The sequence below is a fragment of the Cupriavidus sp. PET2-C1 genome (genome assembly GCF_054515855.1).
Genome location: NZ_CM137259.1, coordinates 3,467,985 through 3,480,514 on the forward strand (window position 1 = coordinate 3,467,985; position 12,530 = coordinate 3,480,514).

Annotated in this window: 10 protein-coding genes; 4 read left to right on the forward strand and 6 right to left on the reverse strand. The window is 59.4% G+C overall.

The genetic code is table 11. The annotated features are described in order from the left end of the window. Positions 1-100 precede the first annotated feature (100 nt). The 4 genes from katG (at position 101) to ACX12D_RS15610 (ending at position 4,869) form a co-directional block, all read left to right on the forward strand. Complete coding sequence (katG, locus tag ACX12D_RS15595) at positions 101-2,320, forward strand: catalase/peroxidase HPI (protein WP_459371821.1); 2,220 nt, start codon at positions 101-103, stop codon at positions 2,318-2,320. A 163-nt stretch (positions 2,321-2,483) separates the two neighbouring features. Further along, positions 2,484-3,086, forward strand: coding sequence for a cysteine hydrolase family protein (locus ACX12D_RS15600; RefSeq protein WP_459371822.1), 603 nt, complete (start codon positions 2,484-2,486; stop codon positions 3,084-3,086). A gap of 240 nt (positions 3,087-3,326) precedes the next feature. Continuing rightward, on the forward strand, positions 3,327-4,100 hold the full coding sequence (locus tag ACX12D_RS15605) for an arylamine N-acetyltransferase family protein (RefSeq protein WP_459371823.1): 774 nt from the start codon (positions 3,327-3,329) through the stop codon (positions 4,098-4,100). 199 nt (positions 4,101-4,299) lie between these two features. Then, entirely contained in the window at positions 4,300-4,869 is a 570-nt protein-coding gene (locus ACX12D_RS15610) for a YdeI/OmpD-associated family protein (protein ID WP_459371824.1), read from the forward strand. 149 nt (positions 4,870-5,018) lie between these two features. Here the strand turns inward: ACX12D_RS15610 and ACX12D_RS15615 are convergent, their stop codons facing one another. From ACX12D_RS15615 to ACX12D_RS15640, 6 genes are all read right to left on the reverse strand, one after another. After that, positions 5,019-6,029, reverse strand: coding sequence for a CAP domain-containing protein (locus ACX12D_RS15615; RefSeq protein ID WP_459371825.1), 1,011 nt, complete (start codon positions 6,027-6,029; stop codon positions 5,019-5,021). Positions 6,030-6,565: 536 nt separating this feature from the next. After that, on the reverse strand, positions 6,566-6,820 hold the full coding sequence (locus ACX12D_RS15620; RefSeq protein WP_459371826.1) for a phosphopantetheine-binding protein: 255 nt from the start codon (positions 6,818-6,820) through the stop codon (positions 6,566-6,568). After that, entirely contained in the window at positions 6,820-8,313 is a 1,494-nt protein-coding gene (locus ACX12D_RS15625) for a hypothetical protein (protein WP_459371827.1), read from the reverse strand. Before ACX12D_RS15625 ends, ACX12D_RS15620 begins: the two co-directional genes overlap by 1 nt. A 2-nt stretch (positions 8,314-8,315) precedes the next feature. Further along, positions 8,316-9,896, reverse strand: coding sequence for an amino acid adenylation domain-containing protein (locus ACX12D_RS15630; protein WP_459371828.1), 1,581 nt, complete (start codon positions 9,894-9,896; stop codon positions 8,316-8,318). A gap of 259 nt (positions 9,897-10,155) precedes the next feature. Next, complete coding sequence (locus ACX12D_RS15635) at positions 10,156-10,623, reverse strand: cupin domain-containing protein (RefSeq protein WP_459371829.1); 468 nt, start codon at positions 10,621-10,623, stop codon at positions 10,156-10,158. A 136-nt stretch (positions 10,624-10,759) separates the two neighbouring features. Next, complete coding sequence (locus ACX12D_RS15640; protein ID WP_459374041.1) at positions 10,760-12,346, reverse strand: ABC transporter substrate-binding protein; 1,587 nt, start codon at positions 12,344-12,346, stop codon at positions 10,760-10,762. Positions 12,347-12,530: the final 184 nt, after the last annotated feature.

The window sequence follows — 12,530 nt, forward strand, 5'->3', positions numbered from 1 at the left end:
AGGTCCCGAGTGGAAGCATTGACGCGGAAATACTAGAAGTCACTAGAAGTCACTAGAACTCACTAGAACTCACGTTTGGTACGCCTCCGAAGGAGAGAGCATGTCTAACGAAAAGTGCCCCTTCAACCACGCCGCCGGTGACGGCACCACCAACCGGGACTGGTGGCCGAAGCAGTTGCGGCTAGAGTTGCTCAGCCAGCACTCCGACAGGTCCAACCCACTGGACAAGAGCTTTAACTATGCCGAGGCGTTCAAGAGCCTCGACCTCGCCGCAGTCAAGAAGGACCTCGCGGCGCTGATGACCGACTCGCAGGACTGGTGGCCGGCGGACTTCGGCCATTACGGTGGTTTGTTTATCCGTATGGCCTGGCACAGCGCCGGCACGTACCGCATCGGTGACGGCCGCGGCGGTGGCGGGCGGGGCCAGCAGCGTTTCGCACCGCTCAACAGCTGGCCGGACAATGTCAGCCTGGACAAGGCTCGCCGGCTGCTCTGGCCCATCAAGCAGAAGTATGGCCAGAAGATTTCCTGGGGCGACCTGATGATCCTCGCGGGTAACGTTGCCCTCGAAACCATGGGATTCAAGACATTCGGTTTTGGTGGGGGCCGTGAAGACACCTGGGAACCGGACCAGGACGTCTATTGGGGGAATGAAAAGACCTGGCTGGGCGGCGACGTCCGTTACGGCAAAGGCGACGAGGAGTTGCACGGCGGTGAAGTCAGCCGCACCGACCCCGGCCGCAACCTCGAGAATCCCCTGGGTGCCGTGCAGATGGGCCTGATCTACGTGAATCCGGAAGGCCCCGAAGGCAATCCGGACCCGCTCGCCGCGGCGTACGACATCCGGGATACGTTCGGCCGCATGGCCATGGACGATGAGGAGACCGTCGCGCTGATTGCCGGCGGCCACACCTTCGGCAAGACCCACGGTGCGGGTCCCGCTGATCACGTGGGCCCCGCGCCCGAAGCCGCCGGCCTTGAAAACCAGGGCCTGGGATGGAAGAGCAGCTTCGGCACAGGGAAAGGCGCGGATTCGATCACCAGCGGTCTGGAAGTCACCTGGACGACCGCGCCGACGAAGTGGGACAGTGGCTTCTTCGAAAACCTGTTCGGCTATGAATACGAGCTGACCAAGAGCCCTGCAGGCGCCAACCAGTGGGTGGCCAAGGATGCCGGCGAAACGGTTCCGCACGCTCACGATCCGTCGAAGAAGCTCAAGCCGACAATGCTGACCACGGACCTGTCGCTGCGCTTCGACCCCATCTACGAGAAAATCTCGCGGCGCTTTATGGCGAACCCTGAGGAGTTCGCTGATGCATTCGCCCGTGCCTGGTTCAAACTGACCCACCGGGACATGGGACCGCGCGCCCGCTACCTCGGTCCGGAAGTCCCGGCTGAAGAACTGCTCTGGCAAGATCCCATTCCGGCGCTAGACCATCCGCTGGTCAATGACCAGGACGTGGCGGCGCTCAAGCAGAAGATCCTGGCATCGGGGCTGTCGGTCTCGGAACTGGTGAAGACTGCCTGGGCATCGGCATCGACGTTCCGCGGTTCGGACAAGCGCGGCGGCGCCAACGGCGCGCGCATTCGCCTGGCTCCACAGAAGGACTGGGCGGCCAATGAGCCGGATCAGCTGGCCAAGCTGCTGAAAACCCTGGAAGGTATCCAGAGCGAGTTCAACGGTGCCCAGTCGGGTGGCAAGAAGATCTCGATGGCCGATCTGATCGTGCTGGCGGGCAGCGCGGGTATCGAGAAGGCCGCGGAAAAGGCCGGGCGCAAGCTGACCGTACCATTCTCCCCGGGCCGCATGGATGCTTCGCAGGAAAAGACCGACGTGCAATCGGTTGGCGCCCTCGAACCGGCGGCCGATGCCTTCCGCAATTACCTCAACCCACGAGCGCGTGTTCCGGCGGAAGCGATGATGCTGGACAAGGCGCAGTTGCTGACTCTGACCCCGCCCGAAATGACGGTGCTGATCGGCGGCCTGCGCGTGCTGAATGTCCACACGGGGAACGATGCGCACGGCGTCTTCACCGACCGCCCGGAAACGCTAACCAACGACTTCTTCCGTAACCTGCTCGACATGGGCGTGGAATGGAAGGCGCTCTCCCAGGATGTGTTCGAGGGACGTGACCGTAAGACGGGGCAGGTCAAGTGGACCGGATCGCGGGTGGATCTGGTGTTCGGCTCGCACTCCCAGCTCCGGGCCCTGTGCGAGGTGTACGCAAGCGAGGACGGCGCGGATAAGTTCGCCAAGGACTTCGTCGCTGCCTGGGTCAAGGTGATGAACCTCGATCGCTTCGATCTGCGTAACCGATAGCCGAGCGTGAAGTAAGGGGCAAATCAGGGCGCCGGACCACGTTCCGGCGCCCGTCCGGGCCGATTGATCGTGGTAGAGTCGATCACATCATCCTCTACCGCGTAGCCTTATGTCGCCACCCGTTGAACGTGGAGCCGTCGATTCATCAGACCATCGACAGGGCATGGAAAGCACCGCTGATGCGCACAGTGTGACCATGCGGATTCAGCCAATTGTTGCAGCGCAAACCGCTCTGGTGGTCATGCACTATCAGACTGACATCCTGGCGTTATTTCCATCGGTCGCGCCCACTTTGCTCTCCAATACGCGCAAGCTGTGTGACGCCGCACGGGCCAAGGGCGTCAGCGTCTATTTCGCCAAGATTCACTTTCGCCCAGGCTATCCGGAAGTCAGCCCGTTGAACAGGAACGGGCAGGGAATCAAGCAACTCGGTCTTTTCGTCGACGACCAGATCTCGCCGGAACTCGGCCAACAGGCCACCGAACCGCTCATCATCGCGCATCGCGCTAGCGTGTTCTTTGGCACCGACCTGCAGGTGCGGCTTTCCGCGCAGGGCATCGATACCCTGCTCATGGTGGGCATTGCGTCGACCGGTGTGGTGCTGTCGTCGGTCGCGTACGCGAGCGATGCGGACTTCCGTTTATTCACGGTCAAGGATTGCTGCTACGACCCAGATCAGGTCGTGCACGACCATCTTTTTTCAACGGCGTTCGAATCGCGCACAACGGTGCTCTCGCTCGCTGATGCCTTGCGGTTGCTTGCCTAGCCTTTGCTGGGATGTCTGTCGCTACGACTTGAAGACCGCGTTTCCGATGTCAGAAGCCAGGCAGGCATTGGCTCGCAGACGGCTCTCATCGTTCTTTGGCAAGACTTTCGGCCTGCCGCCTCTGCATTCTCATTGCCTACTTAACCAAATCTGTTACGTAACAGATTCTTCGCTATTGTATATAGGCCGAAGCTGGCCGGGATGTCACGATGAAAGCTCTTTCACCGAGACTGCCATGAAATGAAAGCAGAGAATTTTACGTTGCAACACTACTTCGACCGGATCGGTTTTGAACGGCCCGCGGTGGCAGATATTGCCACCATTGCTGAAATGATGAGGCGGCAGCTCTTCACTGTTCCATTCGAAAATCTGGACGTGCAGGCAAAAAAAGGCGTTTCCCTCGTTCCCGAGAGAATTGCCGAGAAGATCCTTCATCGGAACCGAGGCGGGTACTGCTATGAGGTGAACGGAATGTTCGCGATGGCCCTGCAAGAGCTTGGGGTACCTTACCAGTTTGTCGCGGCGAGACCGATGTTCTACGCGGTCGAAAGACCCAAGACCCATATGGCACTCGTGCTGACCGTGGCCGGTGAACGCTGGCTATGCGATCTCGGCTTCGGAAGTTACGGAATCAGAGCTCCGATGCGACTCGACTTGATTGACGTCGAAGTCAAACAGGATGCCGATACGTTTATGCTGACCAGGACAAGCGACGGGGAGTACCTACTGAAGGCACTTGTCGATGGGCAATGGGCGAACCAATACTCCTTCGACCTGTCTCCACAGAAATGGATTGACTTTTCCCCCGCCAACTATCTGAATTCGACACACCCCGACGCGGTTTTTGTGCAAAAAGTGTTGATCGTCCTGCACAACGAGACTGGTCGAAAAATCCTGTTTGGCGACGCACTGAAGATCATCGCAAACGGACAAGCAGAGCAATACACGATCTCGCCAGACGACCGCGCATCTGTTCTGTTTCGCGAATTTGGCCTAACCACCCCGGGCAATTAAAGGTGGTGCATTCGTGTTCGAGATTACTGTCTAGCGCCGCGGCGCGACCAACGCATCATCGATGTGCGTAGCGGATCTCCATCGAATGACCGGACTCGGCGGCGCTCCGGTCGCACCACGGACGTTGATGTCCGTATAAACACTGTTAGGCTGCGGACGCCCTCCCCCGCACATGTACTCAACCATTCAGGATAGTGACATGACCGAATGCGCTCTAACATTTTCCAGTCAGACCGAATGGGAAAGTTGGTTAGGGCAAAACGGCAGCACTTCGACGGGAGCATGGCTGCGTCTGGCGAAAAAAGGCACCGAGCAGCGAACCGTAACCTACGAACAGGCGTTGGAAAGCGCCCTCTGCTATGGCTGGATTGATGGTCAAAAGAAGGCTGAGAGCGAGAAGTACTGGTTACAACGCTTCACCCCACGCTCCGCAAAAAGCATCTGGTCCAAACTTAACAAAGACAGGGCTGAAGCGCTGATCGCCGCAGGCAGGATGCGCCCGCCCGGCATGTGCGAAATCGAGAAAGCCAGGAAGGACGGCCGCTGGAAGGCTGCTTATACGTCCGCCAGTAACTCGATAGTGCCGGACGACCTGCAGGTGGCTTTGGACGCAAATCCGGAAGCCAAGAAGTTTTTTGCAACACTGAACAGCCGTAACCGCTATGCCATCCTGTTTCGGGTACAGAATGCCAAAAAACCAGAAACAAGGGCGCGTAAAGTCGAGGAATTCGTCAACATGCTGAACCGTGGCGAAACCTTCTATCCATAGGCTGCCCCCGGCCGGCAAGCGACGACCGCAATCGCCGGGCGACCTGCCGTACCGGGTATGAAGATCAGGGGGTAGTCCACAAACCCCCAAAGAAGACAGGGGGCAAAGTTTGATGCATTCTCGGCCTGCCCAGACGCGGAAGAGGCTGATCAGTATGCTGTAAAACTCCAGGACTTGTTGATCGCCACATCATTTCGCGAGCCGACGAAAGTCGCTGTGTATGTGCCGGCAGCGATGGGCTGCGTGGGGAGCAGGAACACTACCCCTCGAAACAAGCTCGCGTCCTCGACAGCCGAAGCAACCGAGCCAGCCTTGGATTCGGCAGGCACCAGGATGCGAGCCGGTACGCGACTGCCGCCAGGCCCCGTCAGGATGAAGTTCGAAACCGTCAGCACGTCAGATGGCTTTTCAACGTTGACGCGGAACATGATCGGGGGACCGGCTCTGGCCAGATCGGGCGCTGGATTCGGGATCTCCTGGCCAGGAATGAACAAGCCGTGGACGTTGGCATTGTCGGCTGGGTAGTGGGCGCCAGTGCCGGGAGGCAGTTGTTGGCCGCCCCATTGGGCGAGGCCATAGCCGCCGGTTCCGGCTGCGGTCACCACACCAAAGTTCGTCACGCAGTAATTGTCATGCATGGCGAGGCCGATGGTCTCCTGATTGCTGGTAATCCCTTGCAGGTGGTAAACCGAGTTCGCCATCGAGGCAAGGCAGCGGCCAATCTCGCCGTTGTAAGCATTCTGTCCAACCCATTGCTTGTGCCATCCGCCCACGGTGAGTACTTGCTGGTACGGATCGGGACTGGTGAAACCAGGATTCCCGGGGATCTCCGTGTGGCTCATCACCGCGTTGAGCTTCATATACTCCAGGTGGTTCTCGGCCGCGGCGTCCAGGGCGGCGTCTTGCCGCAACGCGCCTACACCCATTGCGATGCGCAGGGAGTTGAGCGCATTGAAGAATTCGAGGCGCGGGTCGGTTCTGGAGTAAGTGGACGTGAGCGCGATCGCGGTCGAAGCAGAAGAAGACGGTACCTTCCTGATGCTCGGTGTGCGTGGCAGGTTTGAAGCAATCGTTGGAGGGGTGGCGCAAGCGCTACCAATGCTGGCGCAGACCGCGACGAAGGTAGACATCGCGGCGATTGCGAAGAGGCTCTGTTTCACGTTTTTCCGGTTATTTTGGGTCTGTACAAGCGGGGCTGAGGATCCGCAGGTGACCCTGGCGAATCCGCTTCCAGAGGCTTAACGCGAGATGGGGAAGATTCGTGCACAGGAGCATGCGCGCGTGGTGCGGCAAGCTGGGGCAGTAGGTAGGGCGCGCCGTCGGCGCCCATGCAGATGCAGGAACCTAGAGACGGTCCAGGTGCCCACGCAGAGGGATCTGAGTATTAGTGCTTGACCCTGCGATTGGGTGGCGGCACAGGAAAAACTGCTTATCGGACAACCTGCGGGGAGAACGAAGGTCGCAGATCGACCCACTTCAGCCCGTCGACCCGGCGCGACCTCTACGGCGGCTTCCAAGGTACAACGGCCGTTGCTTGGGCACTGCCAACACGCCAACCAACAGGATTGCCTTCGTCTCCAAAAGGACTCTCTATTTGCGCGTGGGTTGCCCATCACTGCGGGCAAGTACACCTGACATTCATAACCCTTTCAACGCGCGGTCGTTTGCCCGTGGTAAACGACGACTGTTCGGCAGGCTATAGAGCCGCCCTTTCACGAACCAGCGCCTCAATTTCATCGATCGAGTCTATAAGATTGACGTCAAAGTCAACGGTGGCGAAATCAATATCGAATTCCGCCTCCAAATGAGCGACGAGCATCAGCATCGAGAGCGAATCAAGTCGGCCGCTGATAAAAAGCGATTCATGATCGGCAAGTTCGCCGTTGTCATTGCGATTGCGCAGTGCGTCAACGACGAACGCACGAATCTGTACCTTATGTTGATTATCCATCAATCGACTCCGATAAGACTAGCCATGAACGTGATGCGCTGTTCGAGGGTATAGAAACGCGTTTCGTTGCCAAACGGATGAAGGCATATGACGAACAGCCAAATCCCAACGAATGCGGCCAGGCGGGCCGCCCGTGTGCGCGGCACTCGTGGACCGGAAAGTGAACGGACTTGCGAAATGCCGATGCCCAGCGCCAGTACGACGCAATAAAAGACATAGCTCGTAAATGTCTCGCACGTGGCCTTGAACCCAATCACCGCGACAAGTCCGATATCTCGAACGAAGTGGTATATTGCATTGCCGACGCCCGCTGCCATGAATGTCGCGAAGAAAATCCGCAAGCGCGGATGTTGGCGGAAGGCCCTAAGAAAAGTCGGCAGGAAAAAGAAATCAACCAGTAGTTCTTTGAAATAGTAGTAGTACCGGTTCCAGAAATCCGCGAGCGAGCGCGACTCGAGCGGGCGCCACGTATTGCGCGGCAGACGATAGCCGGCAAGGCGCGCCACCGCGATCGCCTGATGCCCCGCAGCAGCGAGCGTCAATGCCGAGAACACGACATCCAGCACGAGCGCTGTCCAGCCGATCGCAATCGGATATGGCCGATGCTGAAAATACGCGGCCTGCACACCTTCGAGGGTAGGAATTCGCAGGACCGACGCGCCCATCCAGTGCGCCGCTGTGTTGATGTCCGCCAGAACGCACGACCAGAGTAGCAGCTTGACCGCTTTGAGTTGTGTCACCGCGATTTCGCGCCGCGTCGTCGACTGGACCTTGCGCAGGAATGCTGCTCCTTTACCCCACGGCGTTGAGGTCGAACCCCAGAACGGGTGAAAGAGACCTAGCTGGTACAGCATCGGTCCCCGTGCGCGGGAACGCTGATCGACGAGCGCATAGGCGAAAAACCAGATGTTCGGCGTTGCGATCGCCAGAAACGCCCATACGCCGACTCTTAGCCATCCGTGGACGAACGGCATACACGTGAGGCCGCACAGCACCGCTTCGATGGCGAGCAGCGTCGATACCGGTCGGCGCGCTACGAACAGCGCGTCGTTGTGTCGAGCCGCGCTCAGCGTGAGCCATGCGACCAGCATGAAGGCGATCAGCGCCATGTACGCCAGCACAACCGCCGACGCGCCTGCGACCCGTTCATGCGCCATCGCCGCGGCGATAATGTCGAACGAAAACCATAGGCCCGAAGCCGGCAGCAACGATAAGCTGGCAACAAACGTGGCGATGCCGCGAAAGCGCGGCGCATATGCCGACAACGCAGCGGCCCCGCCGGCGATCAACATTGGCCAGCCATTCACTCGTATCAGCACGAGGGTAAACAACGTGACGATCAGCAGCCGGCCGCGCGCGGTCTCTGAAAATGCGACGATCGGTTCGCGTCTGTCGATCGAGATGATTTCGCGGAGCGACCGTCTGGGCGTCCTTGCAACGGTCTGCGGATTCTCGATGGCCGGGTCGATTATCAGGTCGCGCCGCTGGCTCACTTTCAGCTCCCCCGTTCGAGCAGATCCAGCAAGGCATGGCGGTCTACTTTTCCGTTTCGATTGAGCGGCATGCCGGGCAACGCGATAACCCGTGAAGGCACCATGTACGCAGGTAGACGCCGCGCGAGATCGCGCCGCACCTTTGCAGTGTCGACCGCGTCGCCGGCGACGAACGCTACGATGCCGCGTGTTGCGTCGACATCGCTTGGCCAGCCTACGGCCCCCACCAGGTCGGCACCAGCGACGATCCTCAAATGGGCCTCGACTTCTTCGAGTTCAACGCGATGACCGAGCACTTTCACCTGGTTATCCACCCGGCCCAGGTAATGCAATGTTCCGGACGCATTGCGCACAACGCGATCGCCGGTTAGATACCACCGCGCGCCCGCGCGAGTCGGAAAGCGCTGTGCCGTGAGCTCCGGCGCATCCAGGTAGCCGATGGCGAGCTGCGGGCCGCCAATTCCCAACTCGCCGGATTCGCCGTCGGCGAGCATCGCCCCCGTCTCGCTGAACACGGCTGCGAGATTTCCGGGCAATGGCCGCCCGATCGCCACCACATCGCGCCCAGGCGTCAGAGGCGTCGGCTTGCCGACAACCTCATTCAGACAGTACACGGTAGTCTCGGTGGGACCGTAAAGGTTGTGGATCGTGCTGTTGGGCGCTGCAACTCGCCACGCATCGACGATTCCAGCCGACAACTGTTCACCGCCAAAAGCAGCAATGCGAATATCGGGCAGCACGCCAGGACGCAACGATTTTAGCTGACGCAGCATCCCAACCAGCGACGGCACGGAGTTCCACACGGTGAGCCGCGCTTCGACTGCACGCTTGACCGCATTCATTGCCTGGTGCTTCGGAAGGACATATAGCGATGCTCCGGCTTCCCATGTCGAAAACATGTTATGCACCGATGCGTCGAAAGACAGTTCAGCGGTTTCAAGCACCCGGTCATCGGAGGTCAATCCTAGTATCGCGGAGATCGAGTCGATATAGTGGTGTACAGCGCCCGCCGGGATGACGACGCCCTTTGGTGTGCCGGTCGTGCCTGACGTGAAGATGATGTAGGCCGGGTGTCCCGCGCCGACATGCTTCGGTTCCGACACCCGCGCGGACGGCAGCGCATCGGTCGAGACCACCTTGACGGCACCACCACTCAATGCATTCAACGCCTGTGGATCAGGCGCGACGACAAGTGGTGGGCAAACATGAAGGAGCTCCCGGGCGAGTAACGCCGCACCTTGTGTGTCCACCACGATCGCGGCGAGGCGACAGCGCGCCAGGATTTCGGCGATCCGCTCGGGCGGGGCACTTATGCTGATCGGCACATAGGTGCCCCCCGCCCAGCACGTGCCGAGCAGTGCGACATACGCCTCGATGCTTTGCGGCGCGAGAACGCCAATGCGCGGCGGATGCCCACCGTTTATGCCCCACTCAGGGCTTTCACGTAGGAAGTGAGCCAGCCGTGCGGCACGTTGTGCGAGGTCGGCATAGGTCAGGGAACGGCCGTCACAGCAAATGGCGATTGCCTCGGGCGTCTCGATACTGTGATGGTAAAGCGTCAAAGCCAGATTATGGTTGTCCATAAATTGCTCGACTGCGATCGATTTTCGTTACACTGATCCGGCAAACCGGCCGGCAATATCGATGCGATGCTCTCCGTGGGCATCGTTCTCGTGCACTTGATTCTAATGTGAAAAAAAAGCGCGAGGAGCTTTTTTGTAATGTGGGGCGGGTCGGGCAGCAGCAACTGGCCGCCAGGACACGGCCGGAGGGAACAGGGGGGGCGAGAACAAGCTGGCCTCTTGCGGGAGCCAGAGCTTCCGCCTTCAGTGCGTTGATGTTTCAGGGAAGCATATGGGTATCCCCGGCAGCCTGCGGCGGCAACTTGATTGCCAGCGCCTTGAAATCGCCGCTGGTTGCGATCGAACCCGCGTGCGCGACACCCTTTGGAATGATAATCAGGTCGCCCGGGCCGACCTCGCGCTGTTCACTGCCCAGCCAGAATGTGCCCTTTCCTGAAATGACATACTGGATCTCGTCGGCGCTGGTGTGATAGTGCTTCGGAACATTGCCCGATTGCACTGCAACGGTCCCTTGTGGCGTCGCCACCAGCCCTTTCGTACGTAGCGTGCCCATATTGGGAACCTGCGGTCCGATGTCTTCATTGCTCATGGCAACCAAGTTGATGATCTGCGGCGCCAACGTGGCGGGCGGGATCTGCGCGTGGGCCGGCGGCAGTCCCGTATGGGCTGCAAGGTAGCCACAGGCAAAAGCGATTGGGACAGCGGAAAGAGCGACAAAGCGATGCATATTCATCTCCCTTCGGTTGGTCTGCGAGCATTGGATCGCTACGATGCATAGTTCGTGCGATACGGCTGGATTGTCTCACCGCGATCCGCGCCCAGAATTGAGGGAAAACCCGCAAGCACTGAATCAGCGACCTTCCTTACTGCGGCGCGAAGAAATATGCGAGGGTCCGCTCGTCAGTACGGGGCACATAGATAATGCCCTTGCGCGTGGCCCAGGTAGTCACCTGCAGGTGGATCGGGATGATGCCGCCATCGTTGAGGGCAATTTCGGTCGCCTCCTGAAGTAGCTTGGATCGCTCGTTGTCATCCACGGTTGCCAGCGCCTTCTCCAGTACGACATCCATCTTGGGATTGCAGTATTCGCCCCAGTTGTATGTCCCGAAGCCCCTCTTATTGTCCTCGCAGGCCAGCAACGCGCGCAGCGGCGAACTGACTTCTCCGGTCTGCGCGCCCCAGCCGCTCAGCCCGAACGACCATTCGTGCTTGATGCCCTTGGACGCGTACGTGGCCATCGGCATGCCTTCCACCTTGGTCACGAGGCCGATACGCGTGAGGTTCTGCGCAATGGTCTCGGCAATCTGCTCGTCGTTGACATAGCGGTTGTTCGGAGTATGGAGCGTCAGGCCGAAGCCGTTGGGGTAGCCGGCTTCGGCCAGCAGTTTCCTGGCCCGCTCCGGTTCGTACTTGACCGGCTTAAGGTCCGGGTTGTAGCCGAACAGGGTCGACGGCACCAGGTTGTTGGTAGGCTCCGACAGGCCTTCCATCAGACGGTCCTTGATGCCCTGCCGGTTGATGGCCATGCTGATGGCATTGCGCACCCGCGCATCCTTCAGCGGGTTCTTGTCCATCGGCTGGCCCTCCCGAGTCGTCACATAGGGCGACTTGTCACGCTTGGCATCGACGTACAGGTAGATCACGCGGTGCGAGATCTTGTGGAAGAAGATCAACCTTGGATCGTTGCGAACCTTGGGTAAGTCGGGCGTTGACACGTTCTCGATGGCCTGCACGTCGCCGGAGAGCAAGGCGGCCAGGCGCGTGGCCGGATTGGGAATGAAGCGCAACGTTACCGCTTCCCATGCCGGCCTGGGGCCCCAGTAGTCATGGTTGCGCACCAACTCGACCCGGTCATCGCGCGCATAGCTGACAAACTTGAACGGCCCCGTGCCGATCATCCCCTTGCCGTGCGCAAAATCGTCCGAGGTCAGCCTCTGCGTGGCAATCTTCTGCACGATCGAGATCGCCGTGAGGTCGCTCAATATCTGCGGATACGGCTGTTCGGTGGTGAGCTGGATGGTGTACCTGTCGATCACCTTTTTGTTGACGATCGCCTTGGTATAGACGTCGAACTTGCCGGGACTGTTCTGGATGGTGGCCGGGCGGTCCAGCGACCAGGCAATGTCCTCGGTGGTCAGCTCTGAGCCGTCATGGAATTTCACGCCCTTGCGGATCTTGAATTCCCAAGTTAAGTCGTTGACCAGTTTCCAGGATTCGGCAAGACCCGGGATGATGCGGCTGTCCGCGTCCCTCGACACCATGGTATCGAAAATATGCGCGGCCACGTTGTTGTTCGCGTAAAGGTTGTAGAAGTGTGGGTCCATAGAGGTCGGCGCCGAACTCATGGCCAGTTTGAGATCCGCGGCCTGTGCCAAACCGGCCAGCGCAAGGCTTATTAGGCCCGCCGCCGCAATGGCACCAAATGCCTTCCTGAGTGCGCAAAGGGACATCGTGTAGTCCTCCCTGTCTCCCTGTAAGTAAGACATTGGACGTGACCGTGCAGCGAAGCGGTCGCCGACTGCTTTAACCATTGCCGTAGGCGCGCAGCGTTTCCGTCACCAATGCCTCACTGAGGGCTAGATTCTCTGATAGTCATGCGAAAGTGCGAATCTGTACCGTGTCCTAGTACACACA

What these genes read in the sequence shown, in the direction of transcription:
- ACX12D_RS15640 (WP_459374041.1), bottom strand. Translation starts at nt 12,346, where the DNA reads ATGTCCCTTTGCGCACTCAGGAAGGCATTTGGTGCCATTGCGGCGGCG.
- ACX12D_RS15630 (WP_459371828.1), bottom strand. Translation starts at nt 9,896, where the DNA reads ATGGACAACCATAATCTGGCTTTGACGCTTTACCATCACAGTATCGAG.
- katG (WP_459371821.1), top strand. Translation starts at nt 101, where the DNA reads ATGTCTAACGAAAAGTGCCCCTTCAACCACGCCGCCGGTGACGGCACC.
- ACX12D_RS15605 (WP_459371823.1), top strand. Translation starts at nt 3,327, where the DNA reads ATGAAAGCAGAGAATTTTACGTTGCAACACTACTTCGACCGGATCGGT.
- ACX12D_RS15635 (WP_459371829.1), bottom strand. Translation starts at nt 10,623, where the DNA reads ATGCATCGCTTTGTCGCTCTTTCCGCTGTCCCAATCGCTTTTGCCTGT.
- ACX12D_RS15610 (WP_459371824.1), top strand. Translation starts at nt 4,300, where the DNA reads ATGACCGAATGCGCTCTAACATTTTCCAGTCAGACCGAATGGGAAAGT.
- ACX12D_RS15600 (WP_459371822.1), top strand. Translation starts at nt 2,484, where the DNA reads ATGGAAAGCACCGCTGATGCGCACAGTGTGACCATGCGGATTCAGCCA.
- ACX12D_RS15620 (WP_459371826.1), bottom strand. Translation starts at nt 6,820, where the DNA reads ATGGATAATCAACATAAGGTACAGATTCGTGCGTTCGTCGTTGACGCA.